Source organism: Streptomyces sp. (genome assembly GCF_050698815.1).
In the GTDB taxonomy this organism is placed as follows: domain Bacteria; phylum Actinomycetota; class Actinomycetes; order Streptomycetales; family Streptomycetaceae; genus Streptomyces.
Window position 1 is genome coordinate 1 of the sequence record NZ_JBOHCV010000188.1, and the last position, 20,071, is coordinate 20,071.

Sequence of the window (20,071 nt, forward strand, 5' to 3'; positions counted from 1 at the left end):
AACACCGTCCGCCCCCACGAGGCACTCGCCTGGAACCGCCCCTACGACGTCCACATCGGCGTCGCCGACCCCGTCATCCCCAACTTTCCCGAGCCCCAAAACCTGCCAACTACTTGACGCGAGACAACCGCACCCACCGGACACCGCTACACCACCCACCCCCACAACTACCGCGAATAGACGCCGAGACGAGGACCCAGCCGCCCACACCTCCAGGGCACACCCCTGCCCAGGAAACGGAGACGCGCGGCCAGCCCGGCGATCCGGCGGCGGTCGGGGGCGAGGGTGGCGACGCCGAAGTCGTAGATCTCGTTGTGGAACCAGTCCGCGTCGCACTCGAAGTCGCGGGGCCCTACACCTTGAACTGCGAACACGGGCATCCTCCGAGGCAGATGACCGCTCGCGGCCGGGAGTGATGACAAGCACGCCAGGCGGGTGACGGGCAAATTGGGTGGCGCCGCCGCCACGAGCGTCGCTAGCGTCGCGCCGTGATGCACCAGAATCCGCTCGCCTACCTGGTGGGCCTAGAGGGGACTGCCCTGCTGCGTTCGTTCATCGGGGAGCACGATCGCGAGTTCGTCGACGCGCGTATCGGCGAGATCCGGAAGCTGCTTGACGACGAGGCGCTGGCGGATGCGGCTGTGGACGTTGCTCGGGTGGGCACGGTCGACGGATACCAGATCTGGTCGAGGACGTATGACGGCCCCAACTCGGCGTTCGACCTCGACGAGCCGGTGGTCGGGGAAATCCTCGACGGAATGCCGACGGGTGTCGCCTTGGACGCCGCCTGCGGCACCGGGCGGATGACGGCCCTGCTGGCCGCGCGCGGTCACCGGGCCATCGGCGTCGACAGCTCGGCGGACATGCTGACGCGGGCACGCGAGCGGGTACCGGCTGGCGAGTTCCGCCTTGGCGACCTACGCCGGCTGCCCGTGGCCGACGATGCAATGGACTTGGTGGTCTGTTCCCTTGCCCTGACGCATGTTCCCGACCTAGGGCCGGTGATGGCGGAGTTCGCCAGGGTGTTGCGCCCGGGCGGGCACCTCGTGACCTCGGACATCCACCCGGAATGGGTGGCGCGGGGTTCGATTCCCTCGGTTCGCATGGCGGACGGGAAGCCGGGGCAGCTGGAGACATACCGTCACCTGGTCGGGGACTATCTCCGTGCCGCGCTTGCGGTGGGGCTGCAGGTCCGACGCTGTGAGGAGCCCGAGGGGCGATCCGCGGAACGGACCGAGTCACAGGAGCCGCCGCGGAGGCTCACGACAGACTTGGGGCCGTGGGAGGACTGGCCATGGTGCCTGATGGACCTGGTACCCGATGCTACAGCGGCGGCCAACGCCGGAGTTCCGGCAGAGATCATCTGGCACTTCCAACTGGTCGAGTCCTGAACGCCGGCACATGACTTCACCCGCCACCGGAGCATCCGCCTTCCGGTGCAGGATCATCGCCACCCACGGGCCGGGTGTCCGAGCGGGCGGGACAGTCCACTCATCTACTGCTGATCTCCGCATGATGCCGCGCGGCGGATACCCCCTCTTCGAAGTTCAAGGTGAACGGCTCCGCGACGTCACTCATTGAATCTCAGCAGTAAGGCCGTAGCGCCGCTCAGCGGTTGAAGGCCGGGAACGCGAAGCGCTGTGCGATCTTCAGCCCGTCGCCCTTGGCGTCGTTGCCGTTGACGGAGTAGACGAGGGTCCGGGACAGGTCACGGGTCGCGGCGATGCCAGTGTTGTAGCCGGGGGGCGCTCGTCTTGCCCCAGATCTCCGCGACCCGTCCTTCGTCGCCGAGTCCGACGAACGCTTCGCGGCGGAGGTCCTGCCCGCTTTCGGCCGCTCTCACCTGAAATAGCACAATCGAACGAGAGTTGAAGCGCGGCCCGCTCGCTCATGGATGGGCGGACCAGCGGTGGACCCTCGCGCGCGTGAAGACGTAGATCGGGCGGATCACAACCAGGACCGTTGCCCGATCGTCCTGCAGGCCGTACTGGCCTGGCAGCGGATTGCCCTCGCGCCCCAATAGACGTCACCACCGATGACGGGAACAGAGCCTGATCCTGATAGACCCCTCACGACGAGCAGCAAAGAGGTCCCGTCAGCAAGCTGACGGGACCTCATGCGAGATCGAGGCTAGGACGGCGTGGGGCATTCCTTCCAGGCGAGGTGGTAGACGGTGCTGATACTGGTGTCCGTCGAGTCCATCGTCATCAAGCTCGTCGTCTTCTCCGGGTCGGACGTGCCGACGTTCACGCGCAGTTCGGTGTTGATGTTGAAGTTGCGCTTCTCACCACACGGTGCCCATACCAGCTGAGCGACTTCCGTTTCGTCCGAGGCCTGCCAGTTGTCGCCGTACGGCCCCTTGAATGTGTGCTTTTTCTGCACCGTCTGGGGCATGCCCTGAAAGTAGTAGTTCGCGATCTCCTGCCCGGTCGCACCCTTCTCCAGGTAGGCGTATCCACGATAGTCCGCTCTGGCGATGGCATACGTCATGCCGTGGGGCACATGGACGCGCAGATTGAGCTGACAGTTCTTGCGGAAGTCGGTGGGCGTCGAGCCGACGCCCACCTGGGCGAGGTAGTCGCTGTACGTGACGGTGAAGGCCGTGTTGTCCGGGGCGACGGCCACGGCGGCGGTGCCCTCGGGGCACCCCGATCCGTTGACGGTAGCGAGCTCGATGACGATCTTGTCGGGCGGGACTACAATTCCCGCCGCACCCTGCGCGGCCGGTCCCGAGGCAAACAACGCTGCGATCGCGCCACCGATGACCAGAATGTTCCGCATGGATTCTCCATTCGTGGTTCCCGAAACAGCGAAAGAAGGAAACGGAAGGGGTGACGAGTAAATGCGTTTCCGACGGCTTGTAGCGTTGGCGCGCTTCCCTGCGCGACCTCTTCGCCGGACGACCATGGATGCTGCCCGCAACGCTTATATCAGCACACTCACCATGCGCACGTAAGGGGGATTTTTCGACATCGGCTCGATGGCCAAAAACTCCATCAACATTTAATTACAGCTTCAAGCATTCCCCGCAAAGGGCGGCTCGCGGGTTTGTAACTGTTTAGCCAGTGTTGCGGCCGCAGTGCGCGCTCAGCGATTGAAGGACGGGAACGCGAAGCGCTGTGCGATCTTCAATCCGTCGCCCTTGGCGTCGTTGCCGTTGACGAACGTCACGGTCGTGGAGGATCACGGCATCGGGGCGCTGGCCGCGCACCCGGCAGCCATGGCTCCCCGAGGACCTTGCCGCGCTCGACACCACTGCGATGCTCGTCGCGCGGGCGGCCCGCACCGACCGGACCCCCTGAGGGCGCTTGCCACGAGCGTCACACACGACATATCGTGTTGACCACAGACGCGATATGTCGCCCTGCGTCCTGACGTCTATCCGGGAGGCCGCCGTGCCCGCCGAACGCTCGTGGGAGATCTCCGAGCCGCAGACCCTCGACTTCGACGCCCCCGTCGACACGCTCGAGGTGCGCCTCGTCAACGGCACGGTCAATGTCGTCGGCACCGCCGGACCCGGCACCCGTGTCGAGGTCAGCGACGTGCACGGACCGCCACTGGTGGTCAAGGAGCAGGACGGGACACTCGTGGTCGCCTACGAGGACGTGCCCTGGCAGGGCTTCCTGAAGTGGCTGGACCGCAAGGGCTGGGACCGGCGCGCCGTCGTCTCGGTTTCGGTGCCCGCCGGGGTGCGGCTGTCGGTCGGCGTGGTCGGGGCGAGCGCGGTCGTCTCCGGGATCACGGGACGTACGGACCTGCGCGGCGTCAGCGGTGACAGCACCCTGGTCGGACTGGCCGGCCCGGTGCGGGCCGACACCGTCTCCGGCAACGTCGAGACGCAGGGCCTCACCGGCAGCCTCCGGTTCAACTCGGTCTCCGGCGACCTGACCGTCATCGACGGCGGCGGCCCGGCGGTCAAGGCCGATTCGGTCAGCGGTGACATGATCCTCGACCTCGGCCCCGGCCTCGACGCGGGCGGCAGCGGCGGCGAGCCCGACATCAGCCTCAACACCGTCTCCGGCGAGGTCGCCATCCGGCTGCCCCGGCCCGTACACGCCACGGTGGAGGCCAACAGCGCGAGCGGCGCCGTGAGCAGCGCGTTCGAGGAGCTGAAGGCCGCCGGACAATGGGGCGCGAAGAAGCTGAGCGGCACGCTCGGCAGCGGCGGCGGCCGGGTCAGGGCGAGCAGCGTCTCCGGCGCCATCGCCCTCCTCCGCCGTCCCCCGCCGCTCGACGACGAAGCCCGCTTCGTCGGCAAGGAGGCCTGACATGGCTCCCGTCTTCGGCCACGGCCGCCTCCGCCTCTACCTGCTCAAGCTGCTCGAGGAGGCGCCGCGGCACGGCTATGAGGTGATCAGGCTGCTGGAGGAACGCTTCCAGGGCCTGTACGCGCCGTCCGCCGGAACCGTCTACCCGCGGCTGGCCAAGCTGGAGGCCGAGGGGCTGGTCAGCCACGCCACCGAGGGCGGTGGCCGCAAGGTCTACTCGATCACCGACGCCGGACGGGCCGAACTCGCCGAGCGGCAGGACGAGTTGGCGGAGCTGGAAGTCGAGATCAGCGCCTCGCTGACCGCTCTCGCCGCCGACATCCGCGACGACGTCAGCGGCTCGGCCAGCGACCTGCGGCGCGAGATGCGCGAACAGGCCAAGCACTCCCGTACGGGCGGATCGACGGGGTGGGAGGGGAGTTGGGGCGACAAGGAGGCGTGGCGGCTGGCGAAGGAGGAGATGAGGCGGGCCAAGGAGGAGTGGAAGGAACAGACCCGCCGCGCCAGGCGGGAGACCCAGCAGGCCCAGCGCCAGGCGAAGGAGGCCGAGGCGCGCGCGGCGGCCGTCGACGAGGTGCAGCGCATCGCCCGGCAGGTGCAGGACCAGGTGCAGTCGCGGGCGAAGTCCGGCGACTGGCCGGGCGCGGTCCGCGAGGGCATGTCCCAACTGGCCCACGAAATGGGCAACCTGGGCCGGTTCACCGGATACGCCAAGGCGTGGTCCCCGGACTTCTGGCACGGACCCGCTGCCGGCGACCGGCCCGCGGATGCTGCTGACACGCCGGACGCTACGGACGCCGATCATGTCCGTCCCGACTGGGCGAAGGACACCGATGCCCCCAGCGACGACCCGGGTCGCGACCTGGAACGTCTGCTGGACCGCTTCCGTGACCACGTCCGCGACGCGGCGCGCGACCACGGGGTGAGCGAGGCCCAGTTGGGCGCGGCCCGCCGCCACCTCTCCGCGACGGCGGCCCATCTCACCGCCCTGCTGCGAGGCCCCGGCACGGACACCACTGACACCACGGACTCTCAGGGGCAGGCGTAGCGGTCGCGGCCATCGCCGCCCCAACGGAGGAGTTTCTTACCGCCGTTGGCCGGGCCCGGCCAGATCGTCCAGGCTGTTCTGAGTCGTTGAGGCTGGTGGGGGTATCACCGCTGCGGGTGCCGCCGTCCTCTCAGGAGTGCCGGTGGTACGCCTTGTTGGCGATGCGCCAGTTGTCGTCGACGTGGACCAGCAGGAAGATGTCGGTGAAGGTGTCCGCGCCGTGCCAGAGCGTCATGGTTGCGGTTGCGACGGTGCCGTGGACGTCGATGGCGTCGATGCGGCGGGAACGGGTCGGTTCGTCCGGGGCCGGCTGGTTATGGAAGAGAGCGCAGTAGTCGTCCAGGCGCCACGAGACGAAGGCGCCGTCCCGGATTCCCTCGATGTGGGCGGTGGGCAGGAACGCGTCGCGGAAGTGGGCGGGGTCGCCGGTGGCGTGTCCGCGGATGTAGGCGCGTAGGGGTTCGAGTAGGGCGTCACCCACGGCGGGGACCGTGGCGGCAACGGCGATGTCGGCCTCAGGGTCGGCAGAGGCGTCGGCCAGGTCGGCTGTGCTGCGCAGCGGGATGTTCGACGCGGCGGCCAGCAGTGCCATGTCCTTGGCCAGCGCACCGATCGTGAACTCGGCCGTGGCAGCGGCCGGCTGGCCGGCGAGGAGGGTTCGCTTGCGGGCGACGAGCCCGCCGAGCTGGCCGAGTTCGAGGACGTCCAGCACCTGGGCACGGGGCAGGCCCAGGGCGTCGGCTTGCTGCAGTGAGTCGCGCAGCGCGAGGACGGCACCGGCGAGGCTGTTGTTGGCGACCAACTTGAGCGCAGCGGCGGTGGCGGCGTCGTCGACGCGCCGCACGGTGCCAAGCGCTTCCAGAACCGGCCGGACTCGGTCGAGCGCGTCGTGGTCGGCGGCGGCGAGAATCTGCAGGGCGCCGGCGGCGGCAGCCGGCACGGAGCCGAGCACGGGCGCGTGAACGTAGGACGAGCCGAGTTGCCGGGCCAGCCTCGACGCCTCGGCGGGGGCGATGGTGCTGGTGTTCAGCACGATCGTGTCCGTTCGCAGCGAGTCGCGAACGCGGTCGACGACCTGCTGGCAGGCCCGGCCATCGAACAACGCCAGGAGCACGATGTCGGCCTTCGCCACAGCGTCGTTCGGATCGATGGTCGTCTCGACAGCGCCTGCCGAGCGCCCGGAGCGCGTCCAACCGGCGACGTCCCAGCCGTGGTCGGCGAGTCGTGTGGCGATCACGGCGCCCATGCGGCCCAAGCCGAGGACGGCGATCGTGTGCGGTGTGGTCATGCGTCCCAAGGTGGGGCATCGCGATGACTGCGACAAGCGCAGATCTCGCAGGACAACAATGCGGGATACGCATACCAGCGACCATACTTGTGCCATGGATTTGGCTGTATGGCGGACGTTCGTGACGGTGTGCCGGCTCGGGTCGCTGTCGGCGGCAGCGGCCGAGCTCGGATACACGCAGTCGGCCGTCTCCCGGCAGATCGCCGGGCTGGAGCGCCGGCTAGGGGTTCCGCTGGTGCAGCGGCACGCGCGCGGGGTGCGGCCGACGTCGGCCGGCGAGGTGTTCCGTCACCACGCTCTGGCCGCGCTCAACGAGGCCGACCGCGCCGTTCGTGCCGTACGGGGCGTTCGCGACGGGACGCTCAGCCGGCCGCTGGCCGTCGGTGCGACGCCGTCTCTGGCCGCCGGGATCGTGCCCGCGGCGATCCGCCGCCTTCTAGACACGGCCGGACCCATCCGGTGGAGCCTGTTGCCCGGGTTGAGCGCACAACTGCACGACCGCGTGATCGCCGGCGACCTCGACATCGCTGTCGTCACCGATGCGCCACCAGGGCTACCCAACGACCCGCGTCTCGAACGACGATTCCTGGGGATGGACGAGATGGTCGTCGTCATGCCCGTCGACCACCCGCAGGCCGGGCACGACCCGGTGCGCATTCAGGCGCTGGCCGACCAGACCTGGGTCGAGGACAACGACGGCTCGGCGGCACTGCTGCGCCAGCACGCCGCCCGCGCCGGAGTCACCGCCCGCATCGACCTCACCGCAGCCGATCTGCCCGGCAAGATGGCCATGGTCGCAACCGGCCACGCCATCGCGCTGATACCAGGGGGGCTGACGTGCGCGCTGCGGACCGACATCACCACAGTGGCCCTCGTCGATCCCCCGACCCGCGGCATCTACACGATCACACCACGTCGCGACCGACACCCGTCCGCAGCACCCCTGCTCGGCCAGCTCGCGACAGCCTTCGGGCCGGCTCGTCCCGCTCACGCCGCGCACCGGCCGGCTGAGACTGACGCCCACCCTGCTGCCCTGGCACTTCACGACGGCATCACGGAAACGCGCGACGGCGAACCCGGGTAACCGGAGTGGATCGGCGTTGTTCAGTGCTCTCGATCCACACCCGACAACGAACCGGAAGCTCAGACCCTCACACGGTCAGCACGACCTTGCCGAAGAGGTCGCCCTCCGCCATCTTCACGAAGCCCTCGCGGGCGCGGTCCAGCGGGAGGGTGGAGTCGATGACCGGGCGGATGCCCTTGGCGGCGCAGAAGCTCAGCAGCGAGGCCAGCTCCTCCTTGCTGCCCATCGTGGAGCCGACGATCTTCAGTTCCAGGAAGAAGACCCGGTTGAGCTCGGCGGCCGGCGGGTTCGGGCCGCTGGTGGCACCCGAGATGACGACGGTGCCACCCGGCTTGAGCGACTTCAGGGAGTGCGACCAGGTCGCCGCGCCCACCGTCTCCAGTACGGCGTCGACGCGCTGCGGCAGCCGGGCACCGGTCTCCACGGCCGCCTCCGCGCCCAGGTCCATCGCCCGCTTGCGCTTGGCCTCGTGGCGGCTGGTGGCGAAGACCCGCAGTCCGGCCGCCGCGCCGAGCACGATCGCGGCGGTCGCGACGCCGCCGCCGGCGCCCTGGACGAGGACGCTGTCGCCGGGACGTACGCCGGCGTTGGTGAAGAGCATGCGGTACGCGGTCAGCCAGGCGGTCGGCAGGCAGGCCGCCTCTTCGAAGGACAGCTCCTTCGGCTTGGGCAGCAGGTTCCACTCCGGTACGGCGACGCGCTCGGCGAAGGTGCCCTGGTACTTCTCGGTGAGGATGGAGCGCTGCTCGCGCGGGCCGACACCGTGGCCGGTGGAGCCGATGACGGAGTACAGCACGACCTCGTTGCCGTCGGCGTCGACGCCCGCCGCGTCGCAGCCGAGCGTCATCGGCAGCGACTCCTCACCGAGGCCGATGCCGCGCAGCGACCACAGGTCGTGGTGGTTGAGCGACGCCGCCTTGACGTCGACGGTCGTCCAGCCGGCCGGAACCGTGGGTTCCGGCCGGTCACCCAACTCCAGTCCGTCGAGCGGCTGGTCCTTGTCGACGCGCGCGGCGTAAGCAGCAAACATGATCCAGACGCTACTCCCGTGGGGCGGGGACCAGCCAGACCCCACCCCACGAAGCGACGGATGTCACCGGCTCGGGGCCGATCGCCCGGAGTCCGGCGGCTACAGCACCTTCGACAGGAACGACTTCGTCCGCTCGTGCCGTGGGTTGGCCAGAACCTCCCGCGGGTTCCCATACTCGACAACCACACCCTCGTCCATGAAGACCAGCGAGTCGCCGACCTCACGGGCGAAGCCCATCTCGTGCGTCACGACGATCATCGTCATGCCGTCCTCGGCGAGCCCGCGCATCACGTCCAGCACCTCGCCCACCAGCTCCGGGTCGAGGGCCGAGGTCGGCTCGTCGAAGAGCATCAGCTTCGGCTCCATGGCCAGCGCGCGGGCGATGGCCACCCGCTGCTGCTGACCGCCGGAGAGCTGGGAGGGGTAGCTGTCGGTCTTGTCGCTGAGTCCGACGCGGTCGAGGAGTGCCCGGGCGCGTTCCCGCGCCTTCGCCTTGCTCTCGCGCTTGACCTGAGTCGGCGCCTCCATCACGTTCTCCACCGCGGTCATGTGCGGGAAGAGGTTGAAGCGCTGGAAGACCATGCCGATGTCGCGGCGCTGGGCCGCGACTTCGCGGTCACGCAGCTCGTGCAGCTTGTTGCCCTGCTCGCGGTAGCCGACGAGGGTGCCGTCGACGTAGAGCCGGCCGGCGTTGATCTTCTCCAGGTGGTTGATGCACCGAAGGAACGTCGACTTGCCGGAGCCGGACGGACCGACGACGCAGAACACCTCGCCCGGCGCCACCTCCAGGTCGATGCCCTTGAGTACTTCCACCGGCCCGAAGGACTTGTGTACGGCCTCTGCCTTCACCATCGCGTTCATGCGCCCACACCCCCAGCTCCGCCGGCGCCGCCGGCTCCCGATCCCGTGCCACGGCTGAAGGTGAACACCAGCTGCCGCGCCCGCTGCCACGGCGTCGCGGGCAACTGCCTCGAGGAGCCGCGCGCGTAGTACCGCTCCAGGTAGTACTGGCCGATGCTGAAGACCGTCGTGATGATCAGGTACCAGATGGTGGCGACCAGCAGCATCTCGACCACGGCGCTCGAGGTGTTGCCGATGTTCTGCGCCTTGCGGAGTGTCTCCTCGTACATCACCACGGCACAGAGCGAGGAGGTCTTGAGCAGGTTGATGAACTCGTTGCCGGTGGGCGGGACGATCACCCTCATCGCCTGCGGCAGGACGATCCGGCGCATGTTCTGCCCGTTGGTCATGCCCAGTGCCTGCGAGGCCTCGGTCTGCCCCTCGTCGACGGACTGGATGCCCGCCCGGCAGATCTCCGCCATGTACGCGGCCTCGTTCAGGCCGAGTCCCAGCAGCGCCGCCATGAACGGCGTCATGACGTCCGTCATCTCGTCCTTGTAGATCGGACCGAGGTTGAGGACGGGGAAGATCAGCGCGAGGTTGAACCACAGCAGCAGCTGTACGTAGACGGGCGTCCCGCGGAAGAACCAGATGTAGCCCCAGGCCACCGAGGAGGTGACCGGGTTCTTCGACATCCGCATCACCGCCAGGACGATGCCGAGCACCAGACCCATCAGCATGGCCAGCACGCTGACCACGATGGTGTTCTTGACGCCCTCCATGATCTGGTCGTCGAAGAAGAAGTCGCCGACCGAGCCCCAGGTCAGGTCCGCCTCCGCGAAGGCGTTGCCGAGGAGCAGGAGGAGCGCGAGCACGACGGCGGCGGAGACGTAGCGCCCGTAGTGCCGCACGGGTATCGCCTTGATCGTCTCGGGTTTCTGGTCGGACGGGGGTGGCGCGTCGGCCGGCGCCTTGTCGAGGGGGACGGTCATGGGGTTTGCCTTTGCCTTTCAGCGTGCGTACAGCGGCGGTTCAGCGGCCGGGGTCCCGGCTCAGGAACCGCTGTTGATCTTCGCCTCGGACACGGCACCGTCCTGCACGCCCCACTTCTTGAGCGCCTTCTCGTACGAACCGTCCTTGAGAATCTTCGTCAGGGCGGCCTTGAGCGCACCGCTCAGCTCGTCGTTGCCCTTGGTGACGGCCATGCCGTACGGCGCGGAGTCCATCTGCTCGCCGACGACCTCGAAGCTCTTGCCGCTCTTGGCGGCGTTCGCCGCGACCGGGAAGTCGGAGACGTCGGCGGCGACGCCGCCCGCCTTCAGCCGCACCCGGGCCTCGTCGTCGGTGTCGAACGGCTCGATGGAGACCGGCTTCTCGCCGTCCTTCTTGCACTTGTCGGTCTGCGCCTTGAGGATCTCGTGCGAGGTCGTGCCGCGCTGGGTGGCGATCTTCTTCCCGCACATCTGCTCGACCGACTCGATCTTCTCCGGGTTGCCCTTCTGGACGAGGATCGAGGAGCCGGCGGTGAGGTAGTCGACGAAGTCGACGCCCTTGCCCGCCTTCTTGCCCTTGTCGTCCAGGCCCTCCTGCCGGTCCTTGGTGTCGGTCATCGACGACATGATCATGTCGAAGCGGCCGGTCTGCATGGAGGTGATCAGGCCGTCGAAGGTGCCGTTGGTGAACTCGAACTTCACCCCGAGCTGCTTGCCGAGCTCCTTGGCGATGTCGGGGTCGAGACCGACGATGTCCTGGCCGTCCTTGAACTCCATGGGCTTGTACGCGGCGTCCGTACCCACCTTGATGACGCCCGCGTCCTGGATCTTCTTCGGGAGCTTGTCGAAGAGCGGCGCCTTGCTGCCCGCGGTCTTCTCGCCGCCCTCACCGCCGGAGCCCGTCTGGTCCCCGCAGCCGGCCAGCAGCAGGGCGCCGGTGACCGCGACGGCTACGGGCGCGGCTGTCCGGACGAGCCGGCTGCGCGTGCGGGCCGGGCGTCGGGTGAAGCGTGCGGTCATTGCGGGGTCCTCCTGCGGATGAGGGAGCGGCCGACGGGTCAGGCACACACCATCGGGTGTCGCGACCGCGCGGGGATGCGCCTACTGATGGGGAAATCCTGCCATCCGGACAGTCGGTTACCGAGAGCCAGCGAGTCAAAATCGGATAACGGAGTCCGCAATCCGAATACGCGGTGCTCACGCATCGCGTACAAGATGTCGCAATCAGTCGGAGAGAGGGGTCTCGGCCTGCCCGGCAGGGGCTTGACACTCGGCCCGTTCTGTCCGCTCATGTCCGGATGCTGGGTACGGTCGGTGGGGAAGTGGGTCGTAACAGGAGGCCCTTGTCAGGTACAAAGGTCGATTACACCCCTCATCCGGGGACCAGGGCGCGTGTGCGGCGCGCCCGGCGTTCGGCTTTCCCCTTGGCAGCGGCCCAACCGCCGACCGGGCAGCGGACGTGGTACCCGCCCGTTCCTCAACCAGGGAGCGGTCACCCTCACAGAAATTTCGACCAAGGGGTCACAAGTGGCAGCGGAGATCGTCAATTCACACGGTCTGGACGAGGACATCATCGATCCGGCCTTCGCCCTGCACCGGGGCGGCAAGATGGCGGTGCAGGCGACCGTTCCCGTGCGCGACGCGGACGAGCTGTCCCTCGCCTACACGCCGGGCGTCGCCAAGATCTGCAGCGCCATCGCGGAGCAGCCGGAACTGGTCGACGACTACACCTGGAAGTCCCAGGTGGTGGCGGTCGTCACGGACGGCAGCGCGGTGCTGGGGCTGGGCGACATCGGCCCGCAGGCCTCCCTCCCGGTGATGGAGGGCAAGGCCATTCTGTTCAAGCAGTTCGGCGGCGTCGACGCCATCCCGCTGGCGCTGGAGTGCCGGGACACCGACGAGATCGTGGAGACCGTGGTCCGGCTCGCGCCGTCCTTCGGCGGCGTCAACCTCGAGGACATCGCCGCACCCCGCTGCTTCGAGATCGAGGCCCGGCTCAAGGAGCGGCTGGACGTCCCGGTCTTCCACGACGACCAGCACGGCACCGCCATCGTCACCCTCGCCGCCCTCCGCAACGCCGCACGGCTGGCCGGACGGCCGCTCGGCGACCTGCGTACGGTCATCTCCGGCGCGGGCGCGGCCGGGATCGCCATCGCCAAGATCCTGGTGGAGGCGGGCATCGGCGACGTCGTCGTCTGCGACCGCAAGGGCATCGTCTCCGCCGACCGTACGGACCTGACGACGGTCAAGCGCGAGCTGGCCGGTTTCACGAACAAGACCGGGCGCACCGGTTCGCTGGAGTCGGCGATGGACGGTGCCGACGTCTTCATCGGCGTCAGCGGCGGCACGGTCCCCGAGGCGGCGGTGGCGACCCTCGCCGAGGGCTCCTTCGTCTTCGCCATGGCCAACCCGAACCCGGAGATCCACCCGGACGTGGCCCGCAAGTACGCCGCGGTCGTGGCCACCGGGCGCAGCGACTACCCGAACCAGATCAACAACGTGCTCGCCTTCCCGGGTGTCTTCGCCGGCGCCCTGCAGGTGCGGGCGACCGACATCACCGAGGGCATGAAGCTCGCGGCGGCGGAGGCGCTGGCGGCCGTGGTCGCGGACGAGCTGAGCGCGGACTGCGTCATTCCGTCGCCGTTCGACGAGCGGGTCGCCCCCGCGGTGACGGCGGCTGTCGCGGCGGCGGCGCGCGCGGAAGGCGTCGCGCGGCGCTGACCGGGCTGTCGCCCGAAAGATGACCACCGGAGGGCGGTGCGGGCCATGGGGCCCGTGCCGCCCTCCGTCGCGGACGAGGGCGTTACCGGAGTGCGAGCACCATTCCGTCCTCGGGCGAGCACCACACCGGCCGGGCCTCGGCGAAGCCCGCCGCGCGCAGCGTCTCCGCGTGCCAGCCGGCGGCGTGCACCTCGCCGTCCGCGTGATCGCCGTCGGCCGGGTCGCCGAAGATGCGGTAGCGCTCGGCGACCACGTCCGCGAGGGCCGGGTCGGCGGCCAGTTCGCCCCACCAGTCGATCCAGTCCTGTGCCCCGGCCGTCTTCGTCCGCTCCCGCCGGACCTTGTCGAAGGCGTGCGCGGCCTCGTTGATGCGGGGCGTGGAGGCGTCCGGCATGTGATCCGCGTTCAGGAAGACGCCGCCTTCGCGCAGTACGCCCGCGAGCTGCCCGTACAGCGCGCTCAGGGCGTCCGTGCGCAGCCAGTGCAGCGCGGTGGCGGTCAGCACGGCGTCGTACGAGCGGTGCGGCAGCTTCCGCACCCAGCCGGGGTCACTCAGGTCGGCGGTGACGAACTCCGCGCGGGAGTCGGCGACGAAGTGGCCGCGCGCGATGGTGAGCAGCGCGGGGTCGAGGTCGACACCGGTGCTCTGTGCCGCGGGGAACCGGCGCAGCAGCCGGTCGGTGATACTGCCCGTACCACAGGCGAGATCAAGCACTCTGGGCTCGGGGCCGGTGAACGCCTCGACCATGTCGAGCATGACCCGGAAGCGCTCCTCCCGGTCAGGGAGGTACCACTCCTGCTGCCGGTCCCAACTGTGCTGCCATGCTTGCCAGTCCGCGTGACCGGCGGCGGTGTCCGCGTACGTCGCCACGACCCCTCCTCCGCGTAATACCCTCTGATCGAGTCCAGCTATTACCGACTACGATCGACCTTAGACCGTCAGCCGTAAGGATCACAAGTGGAACTCAACTATTACTCCGACATGGCGGTGCGCCTGGTCAACACCGAGCGGCCGGAGCGCGGCGAGGACACCCTGACGTCGGTCGAGGCCGTACGGGAGCTCTGTGGCGACGGCCAGCAGATGGCCCGCCGCGCCACGGATGGCGACGTCGGACGGCTGCGCGGAGTGCGTACACGGCTGCGCGCCGTCTTCAGCGCCGCCTCGGAGGGCGACGAGACCCGGGCGGTCGACCTGCTCAACTCCCTGCTGATGGAGTTCCCGACCAGCCCGCAGATCTCCGGCCACGGCGACCTGGACGAGGACGGACGTGCCCGCTGGCACATGCACCTGGCCGACCATCCGGTCACGGCCACGGCGGGCTACGCGGCGACCGCCTGCATGGGCCTCGCCTTCCACCTCACCGACCTCGGCGTCGACCGGCTCGGCATCTGCCAGGCCGCCCCCTGCCGCAACGCCTACCTCGACACCTCGACCAACCGCTCGCGGCGCTACTGCTCCGACCGCTGCGCCACCCGCGCCAACGTGGCCGCCTACCGTGCGCGCAAGCGGCTGGAGGGCGACGAGGGGCCGGCCGCGGGCCGCGCCCTGGCCCGCAGGAGCGGGCGTACCGCCGAGACCGCCCAGCACAGTACGGACGTGACGGACCGCTGAAGCCCGCGCGGCGACCGCAGCCGCAGCCAGGCGCGGGCCACCACCAGTTCCTCGGGCACGGCCCCGAACTCCCGGCTGTCGTTGCGCACCAGCGGATTGTCCCCGAGCACCCACCAGCCGCCCGGCCGGCGCTCCACCGCGCGCTTGACGATGAGCAGGTCGTGCTGGAACGGGTGCCGCAGCACCACGACGTGCCCAGGCCGTACGCCCGCCCCGTACTTCACCACCAGCTGGTCACCGGGGCGCAGCGTGGGCTGCATGGACGGGTTGTAGACCTCGGCCAGCCCGATCCGCTTCAGGAACCCGGCCGGGCCGCCCCCTTCCGGGCGCCGCCCCTGCCCCCCCGGTCCGCGCGGTTCCCGCGCTTCGCCCGCCCGCTCCGGCATCGCTCCGCCTCCGGTCGTCCCACCAGTTCGTTCACCCGACGATGGACGTTTGTCCTCGGTCCACAGGGTCACACGCGAAATGGCTTCCCCCACGGAGTAATCTCGCACGTGAGAAGACGATCACGAGGAAGGACAGCTGTATGCTTTCCCGCCTGTTCGCCCCAAGGGTCCAGGTCAGCGCCCACTGCGACCTGCCCTGTGGTGTCTACGACCCGGCCCAGGCCCGCATCGAGGCCGAGTCGGTCAAGGCCGTCCAGGAGAAGTACCAGGCCAACGACGACCCGCACTACCGCACCCGCTGCACCGTCATCAAGGAGGAGCGGGCCGAACTGGCCAAGCACCACGTCTCGGTGCTGTGGAGCGACTACTTCAAGCCTCCGCACTTCGAGAAGTACCCGGAGCTGCACCAGCTGGTCAACGAGGCGCTGAAGGCCCTCTCCGCGGCCAAGGGCTCCAACGACCCGGCCACGGGTCAGAAGGCGCTGGACTACATCGCCCAGATCGACAAGATCTTCTGGGAGACCAAGAAGGGCTGAGCGACCCTCAAGCCCGTTGACCTGCGGTTTCATTGACCGCCTGGTCCACTGGTCCGCACTCGGTCCGCAGGCGTCGAGCACGGCGTCCATGACGGACCGGGTGCGGTCCCCTTCTCCCGGCCCCCGGTGGGCACAGATCCGACACGTTTCTGGCCAAGGGGGACCGGGTGATGCTCTTCACCGACGGCCTTACCGAGGAACACGTCAGGCGGGGCACCGGCGATGACGCGACCCTCTTCCTCATCGAATGGCAGGGCGGCCCCGCGGACCAGTTGGCCACCCGGGATCTCTGAACCGGATTCCGCCTCCAACGAAGCGACCCCACCGGCTGCTGTGCTGAACCGATGGGGTCTCGCCATCACGTGACCCGGGGTCAAGCGAAGACGTCACGGTCGTACAGCGATTGCAGCCGCTGCCGCTCGACGCGGATCGTGCCGTTCCTGCAGTCGAGTCTGAGACCTTGAATCCCAGCAACTCCCCTATGCGCAACCCCGATCCGGCGAGAACCCCCGACCCCGTCGTGGGGGGGGGCACGAAACCCCACAGCAGACCAGCCACCCCGCCATCCTGTCCGCCACACCTTCACAACGCAGACCCGATGTCCTTGACCATCCCCATAGGCCCACTTGAGGGCGGGGCAGTGGAAAGACCAAGCTCACGAGTGATCAGATAACCTCCAGTAACACCGACGCCCCATGCCGAAACCCCGGAGCACGGGCGCCCCGTGAGCCCGCGATCATCACCGGAGCAGCAAGATGACCTCCCCCTCCCCGAGCAGGCTGTTCGGCCCATGAGCGACTTCCTCGAACCACGCTTCATCGCCGTGTGCCTGTTCATGCTGTTCATCGCCGCCTGCCTGTTCCTGGCCATGTGGGTCAGCCCGGATCTGCGCACCGGCGACGGCTTCTTCCGTGAGGGCGAACAGCTCGGCACCGTGCCCACCGGCCTGGCCTTCGCCAGCGACATCATGCCCACCGCCGCCGTGCTCTACCTGGTCGGCACCGTCGCCGTCAGCGGTGTCGACGGAGTGATCATCTTCTGTTGCGCGGCTGCGTCTCCCGTGCTGATGCGGTGCTGGCTGGCCGGCAAGCTGCCGGCGGCCAGAGGCCGGACCTTCGGCGAGATGGTCACCCACCACTTGCCGCACGGGCCCGCCAAGCGCTGGGTGGGGGTCGCGTGCCTGGTGGCCGTCGTGCCCCTGCTCATCGGGCAACTCCAGCCGCTCGGCCATGCCGCCCAACTGATCGGGCTGAACGATTCGTTCTCCCCACGGCTGATCGTCATAATGGCCGGCGGTCTGATCCTCGCCTGTGCCGCGATCGGCGCCGCCCGGGGCGCGACCATGCACCAGATCGGCACGGCCGCCTCTTTCCTGCTGGTCGCCCCCGTGATGGCGGTCATGGTGCTGCTGCGCTTCGACGGTGACATCGGCGCCCTGCTGGAGACCGCCGAGCGGGAGCAGGGTGCCATTGGGGCGTATCTCGGCACCGGCGGTCTTTTCGGACAGGGCATCGCAGGGCACCTGGACCTCCTCAGCTTCGCCGGCTGCGTGCTGGTCGGTGCCTCCTTCCTGCCGCACATCGCCGTACGCCTGGCCGGATCACCGGATGCACGCAGCGCCCGGAAGTCGGCCGGTGTGGGGGCAGCCGCTCTGTGCTTTCTCGTGAGTACAGCCATGTTCCTCGGCTTCGGCACCGCCGCCCTGGTCGGGCGCGAGGAGCTGGCCGAGCAGGGGCCGTTCGGCGGTCTGAACATCGCCTTGCTCGCCATCGCCCTGGACGGCGGCGGGACAGGCGAAGTGGGCATGCTCATGTTCTTCATCATGTGCGCCGCCTTCCTGACGATTCTCGCCTCAGCCTCCGTGTTGCTGCTGTCCGGATCCGCGTCGATCGTGCACGACCTGGGCCTCGCCGGCAGCGCCGAGGTGGAACCGGACGCCCGCCGCGACGGAGGAGCGGTGCGGGCCCGGCTGGCCATGGTGGGCCTGGGCCTCTTCTGCATCCTGGTCGCGGCGCTGACGGTCAACGTGAGCCCGCAGTTCTGGCTGGTCATCACCTACACGGAGGCGGTCTCGACGCTGCTGCCGCTGCTCATGTTCGGCCTGGGCAAGCGGCCGATCCCGACCGCTGCGATCAAGTACTGCGTCCTGGCGACCACCGTGATCAACCTGGTCCTGATCTTCTTCTCGCCCTTGGTCTCGGGCGCCACCCACGCGCTCTTCCCGTCCGCCGACTGGAGCGTGTGGCCGATGTACTCGCCGAGCCTTGTGAGCGTGCCGACCGGATTCTTGATCTGCAGGGCCTTCAGCCGGCGCGCACAGGACGGCAAGGACGCAGCGGGCGGCGACGGGTACGGCCACCCGGTCACCGCATCGCTTCGCCACTGACCCCGCCCCCCGGGCGGGGTCAATCAGGCGAGAACGACCTGCGCCTGCTCGACTCTTGCGCCACCAGCGATGAAAGAGCGTCCGTCACCACCTGCCCGATAGGGCACGGTCCGGCGGGACTTGCTCGTTGACGGCGGGCAGGTGTCCCCGGGCCTCGCCCCGCGCATACCCAGACGGACATGCCCGTTACAGCCGGAAGTTGATGGATTTTCGCCACTGCGACCAAGCATAGTGTGCGACTCCACACCCTTAGTCTCTTGTGGTTGTATTACTGGAACGCTAGATTTCCGCCTCGATCAGTCAAACTGAGCCACACGAGGGGGACTTGTGCGCAGGCCGTGGGCACCGCCTTCACCGCCACCCACCCGTACATGGGTGTGCCTGACGGCCCCTCCCCCTCCCCGTACGGCCGCGCCCACGCGGTGCCGTGGGCGGACATCACCGCGGCGGCACTGAGCCGGTGACCACGTACGAGCCGGGCAAGGACGGTCTCCCCGCCGGCGGCCAGAGGTTCGGTGCGGTTCTGCGCTGACCGCAGCACCTCGAAACAGGCGGTTGACGACCAGTCGGCCCATCTGGGCCCGGGACGATCACTACGGGACGTCCCTGGGCCGGGACTGTCACTTCTTCCCGTACCCACTTCAACTCTGCCGTGAAAGGCACTCCGTTGCGTCGCATACTCCTGCCCGTCCTGGTGGCCGTCCTCGCGGTGGCCGGCACCTCCGCCGCCACCCCGCCGAAGTCCCCCGTCGTCGCCCAGCAGGTCGTCACCCAGAAGTACGGCTCCCACCCTCGGCAGTCCGTGGACGTCCACTGGAACGCCTCCGCCGCACCCAAGCCCGCCCTGGTCCTGATTCACGGCGGCTACTGGTACGAGCAGACCGACTGGTCCACCTGGGCCGAGGAGTTCGCCGACCAGGGCTTCCAGGTCTTCAGCATCAAGTACCGGCTCAACTTCGAGGCCGCCTGGCCCGCTCAGCGCGAGGACGTCGCCAGCGCCGTGCAGTGGGTGCGCGACAACTCCGCGCAGTACGACGCCGACCCTGCGAACGTCGTCGTGCTCGGCTCCTCGTCCGGCGGCCAGTTGACCACCGACGCCGCCACCCACGGCACCAACGCCCTCGGTCTGAAGGGCGTCGTCGGCCTCTCCCCGGTCGCCTCCCCCTACCGCGCATGGACCGACGGCAACTCCTCCACCGTCTCGAAGATCCGCAAGGTCCGCGACAACGCGGCCATCCTCGCCCGGTGTTACCCGGACTCCAGCGACAACAGCACCAGCCTGCGCGACACCGGCTGCTGGGACACCTGGCGCGAGACGGTCTCCAAGAACTGGGCCAACCCCGGTGACGCCCCGATGTTCCTTGTGCACTCCGAGAGCGACTTCGTGCCGGCGACGCACTCCACCGACCTGGAGGCCACCGCAGAGGCCAACGGTGTCCCCGCGGGGGACATCACCACGAAGGTCGTGGCGAACTCTTCCGCCCACGGCCGTGGCCTGCTCAGCACGACGGGCATGTTCGAATCCATCGTCGACTGGCTGAAGGCCCGCACGGCTCAGGTCTAGTACCCCTCCCGGCACTGGCAAGACCTTGGGACGAAGCCCATGGCAGGACGTTCCCAGGACCAACGACTCGCGAAGCTTCAAAGGAGCATCAGGATGGGACGTCATAACCGCCCTTCGCAGAGCACCGGTAAGCACCGTCTGTGGATGGCGGCCGGGACGGTGGCGCTGAGCGGCCTCACCACCGGCGCGCTGGCCACGGCCGCCGAGGCCGCGCCGGCCGGCGGGATCACGCGCTCCGACCTCGACGGTGAGGGCTCCTCCGACCTCGTCGTCGGCACCCCGGCCGCGTCCTCCTCCGCCGGCACGGTCTCCGTCC

Annotated in this window: 19 protein-coding genes and 3 pseudogenes; 12 read left to right on the forward strand and 10 right to left on the reverse strand. The window is 68.9% G+C overall.

Translation table 11 applies throughout. The annotated features are described in order from the left end of the window. Nucleotides 1–167: 167 nt before the first annotated feature. The gene (locus tag ACRDP3_RS06925; protein WP_431515944.1) at nucleotides 168–374 is read right to left on the reverse strand and encodes a DUF6183 family protein; all 207 of its coding nucleotides are present in this window, start codon (nucleotides 372–374) and stop codon (nucleotides 168–170) included. 117 nt (nucleotides 375–491) lie between these two features. Between ACRDP3_RS06925 and ACRDP3_RS06930 the strand changes: the two genes are divergently transcribed. Further along, the gene (locus ACRDP3_RS06930) at nucleotides 492–1,391 is read left to right on the forward strand and encodes a class I SAM-dependent methyltransferase (RefSeq protein WP_431515960.1); all 900 of its coding nucleotides are present in this window, start codon (nucleotides 492–494) and stop codon (nucleotides 1,389–1,391) included. A 217-nt stretch (nucleotides 1,392–1,608) separates the two neighbouring features. Here ACRDP3_RS06930 and ACRDP3_RS06935 read toward each other — a convergent pair. Both ACRDP3_RS06935 and ACRDP3_RS06940 read right to left on the reverse strand, forming a co-directional pair. Then, nucleotides 1,609–1,768: pseudogene (locus tag ACRDP3_RS06935) on the reverse strand (peptidase); the annotation flags it as partial. 362 nt (nucleotides 1,769–2,130) lie between these two features. Then, nucleotides 2,131–2,781 carry a DUF4360 domain-containing protein gene (locus ACRDP3_RS06940; protein WP_431515945.1) on the reverse strand — a complete coding sequence of 217 codons (651 nt, stop codon included), beginning with the start codon at nucleotides 2,779–2,781 and terminating at the stop codon, nucleotides 2,131–2,133. A gap of 614 nt (nucleotides 2,782–3,395) precedes the next feature. Between ACRDP3_RS06940 and ACRDP3_RS06945 the strand changes: the two genes are divergently transcribed. Continuing rightward, entirely contained in the window at nucleotides 3,396–4,268 is an 873-nt protein-coding gene (locus ACRDP3_RS06945; protein ID WP_431515946.1) for a DUF4097 family beta strand repeat-containing protein, read from the forward strand. A gap of 1 nt (nucleotide 4,269) precedes the next feature. Further along, nucleotides 4,270–5,316 carry a PadR family transcriptional regulator gene (locus ACRDP3_RS06950; protein WP_431515947.1) on the forward strand — a complete coding sequence of 349 codons (1,047 nt, stop codon included), beginning with the start codon at nucleotides 4,270–4,272 and terminating at the stop codon, nucleotides 5,314–5,316. 130 nt (nucleotides 5,317–5,446) lie between these two features. On the opposite strand, the gene ACRDP3_RS06955 is transcribed toward ACRDP3_RS06950, so the two are convergent. After that, nucleotides 5,447–6,604, reverse strand: coding sequence for a nuclear transport factor 2 family protein (locus tag ACRDP3_RS06955; RefSeq protein ID WP_431515948.1), 1,158 nt, complete (start codon nucleotides 6,602–6,604; stop codon nucleotides 5,447–5,449). A 94-nt stretch (nucleotides 6,605–6,698) separates the two neighbouring features. Here ACRDP3_RS06955 and ACRDP3_RS06960 point away from each other — a divergent pair, with 94 nt between their 5' ends. Continuing rightward, nucleotides 6,699–7,688 (forward strand): LysR family transcriptional regulator, encoded by a 990-nt coding sequence (locus ACRDP3_RS06960; RefSeq protein ID WP_431515961.1) that lies wholly within the window; start codon nucleotides 6,699–6,701, stop codon nucleotides 7,686–7,688. A gap of 67 nt (nucleotides 7,689–7,755) precedes the next feature. Here ACRDP3_RS06960 and ACRDP3_RS06965 read toward each other — a convergent pair whose 3' ends face one another. From ACRDP3_RS06965 to ACRDP3_RS06980, 4 genes are all read right to left on the reverse strand, one after another. After that, nucleotides 7,756–8,718, reverse strand: coding sequence for a zinc-binding dehydrogenase (locus ACRDP3_RS06965; protein ID WP_431515949.1), 963 nt, complete (start codon nucleotides 8,716–8,718; stop codon nucleotides 7,756–7,758). Nucleotides 8,719–8,817: 99 nt separating this feature from the next. Then, on the reverse strand, nucleotides 8,818–9,570 hold the full coding sequence (locus ACRDP3_RS06970; protein WP_431515962.1) for an amino acid ABC transporter ATP-binding protein: 753 nt from the start codon (nucleotides 9,568–9,570) through the stop codon (nucleotides 8,818–8,820). Between the two features lie 5 nt (nucleotides 9,571–9,575). Further along, the gene (locus ACRDP3_RS06975) at nucleotides 9,576–10,550 is read right to left on the reverse strand and encodes an amino acid ABC transporter permease (RefSeq protein WP_431515950.1); all 975 of its coding nucleotides are present in this window, start codon (nucleotides 10,548–10,550) and stop codon (nucleotides 9,576–9,578) included. A gap of 60 nt (nucleotides 10,551–10,610) precedes the next feature. Continuing rightward, complete coding sequence (locus ACRDP3_RS06980; RefSeq protein ID WP_431515951.1) at nucleotides 10,611–11,570, reverse strand: ABC transporter substrate-binding protein; 960 nt, start codon at nucleotides 11,568–11,570, stop codon at nucleotides 10,611–10,613. A 507-nt stretch (nucleotides 11,571–12,077) separates the two neighbouring features. Between ACRDP3_RS06980 and ACRDP3_RS06985 the strand changes: the two genes are divergently transcribed. Continuing rightward, complete coding sequence (locus ACRDP3_RS06985; RefSeq protein ID WP_431515952.1) at nucleotides 12,078–13,271, forward strand: NAD(P)-dependent malic enzyme; 1,194 nt, start codon at nucleotides 12,078–12,080, stop codon at nucleotides 13,269–13,271. Between the two features lie 82 nt (nucleotides 13,272–13,353). Here the strand turns inward: ACRDP3_RS06985 and ACRDP3_RS06990 are convergent, their stop codons facing one another. Beyond that, the gene (locus ACRDP3_RS06990; protein WP_431515953.1) at nucleotides 13,354–14,142 is read right to left on the reverse strand and encodes a class I SAM-dependent methyltransferase; all 789 of its coding nucleotides are present in this window, start codon (nucleotides 14,140–14,142) and stop codon (nucleotides 13,354–13,356) included. 87 nt (nucleotides 14,143–14,229) lie between these two features. Between ACRDP3_RS06990 and ACRDP3_RS06995 the strand changes: the two genes are divergently transcribed. Next, nucleotides 14,230–14,883: a CGNR zinc finger domain-containing protein gene (locus ACRDP3_RS06995; RefSeq protein ID WP_431515954.1), complete on the forward strand. Its 654-nt coding sequence runs from the start codon at nucleotides 14,230–14,232 to the stop codon at nucleotides 14,881–14,883. Between the two features lie 44 nt (nucleotides 14,884–14,927). Here ACRDP3_RS06995 and sodX read toward each other — a convergent pair. Then, nucleotides 14,928–15,269: pseudogene (gene sodX, locus ACRDP3_RS07000) on the reverse strand (nickel-type superoxide dismutase maturation protease); the annotation flags it as partial. 140 nt (nucleotides 15,270–15,409) lie between these two features. On the opposite strand from sodX, the gene sodN reads away from it, so the two are divergent. From sodN to ACRDP3_RS07030, 6 genes and pseudogenes are all read left to right on the forward strand, one after another. Next, nucleotides 15,410–15,805 (forward strand): superoxide dismutase, Ni, encoded by a 396-nt coding sequence (sodN, locus tag ACRDP3_RS07005; RefSeq protein ID WP_431515955.1) that lies wholly within the window; start codon nucleotides 15,410–15,412, stop codon nucleotides 15,803–15,805. A 167-nt stretch (nucleotides 15,806–15,972) separates the two neighbouring features. Further along, nucleotides 15,973–16,098, forward strand: a complete 126-nt coding sequence (locus tag ACRDP3_RS07010) for a hypothetical protein (protein ID WP_431515956.1) — start codon at nucleotides 15,973–15,975, stop codon at nucleotides 16,096–16,098. A gap of 497 nt (nucleotides 16,099–16,595) precedes the next feature. Further along, nucleotides 16,596–18,191, forward strand: coding sequence for a sodium:solute symporter family transporter (locus tag ACRDP3_RS07015; protein WP_431515957.1), 1,596 nt, complete (start codon nucleotides 16,596–16,598; stop codon nucleotides 18,189–18,191). A gap of 338 nt (nucleotides 18,192–18,529) precedes the next feature. Beyond that, nucleotides 18,530–18,655 (forward strand): hypothetical protein, encoded by a 126-nt coding sequence (locus ACRDP3_RS07020; protein ID WP_431515958.1) that lies wholly within the window; start codon nucleotides 18,530–18,532, stop codon nucleotides 18,653–18,655. Nucleotides 18,656–18,858: 203 nt separating this feature from the next. Then, a complete protein-coding gene (locus ACRDP3_RS07025; protein ID WP_431515959.1) occupies nucleotides 18,859–19,755 on the forward strand; it encodes an alpha/beta hydrolase in 897 nt (298 codons plus the stop codon). Nucleotides 19,756–19,848: 93 nt separating this feature from the next. Further along, nucleotides 19,849–20,071, forward strand: a pseudogene (locus ACRDP3_RS07030) (hypothetical protein); the annotation flags it as partial.

Bases quoted from the DNA above. Each gene is read 5' to 3' on its own strand.
- ACRDP3_RS07015 (WP_431515957.1), top strand. From the start codon at position 16,596: ATGAGCGACTTCCTCGAACCACGCTTCATCGCCGTGTGCCTGTTCATG.
- ACRDP3_RS06960 (WP_431515961.1), top strand. From the start codon at position 6,699: ATGGATTTGGCTGTATGGCGGACGTTCGTGACGGTGTGCCGGCTCGGG.
- ACRDP3_RS06955 (WP_431515948.1), bottom strand. From the start codon at position 6,604: ATGACCACACCGCACACGATCGCCGTCCTCGGCTTGGGCCGCATGGGC.
- ACRDP3_RS06975 (WP_431515950.1), bottom strand. From the start codon at position 10,550: ATGACCGTCCCCCTCGACAAGGCGCCGGCCGACGCGCCACCCCCGTCC.
- ACRDP3_RS06970 (WP_431515962.1), bottom strand. From the start codon at position 9,570: ATGGTGAAGGCAGAGGCCGTACACAAGTCCTTCGGGCCGGTGGAAGTA.
- ACRDP3_RS06980 (WP_431515951.1), bottom strand. From the start codon at position 11,570: ATGACCGCACGCTTCACCCGACGCCCGGCCCGCACGCGCAGCCGGCTC.
- ACRDP3_RS06965 (WP_431515949.1), bottom strand. From the start codon at position 8,718: ATGTTTGCTGCTTACGCCGCGCGCGTCGACAAGGACCAGCCGCTCGAC.
- ACRDP3_RS06940 (WP_431515945.1), bottom strand. From the start codon at position 2,781: ATGCGGAACATTCTGGTCATCGGTGGCGCGATCGCAGCGTTGTTTGCC.
- ACRDP3_RS06930 (WP_431515960.1), top strand. From the start codon at position 492: ATGCACCAGAATCCGCTCGCCTACCTGGTGGGCCTAGAGGGGACTGCC.
- ACRDP3_RS06950 (WP_431515947.1), top strand. From the start codon at position 4,270: ATGGCTCCCGTCTTCGGCCACGGCCGCCTCCGCCTCTACCTGCTCAAG.
- sodN (WP_431515955.1), top strand. From the start codon at position 15,410: ATGCTTTCCCGCCTGTTCGCCCCAAGGGTCCAGGTCAGCGCCCACTGC.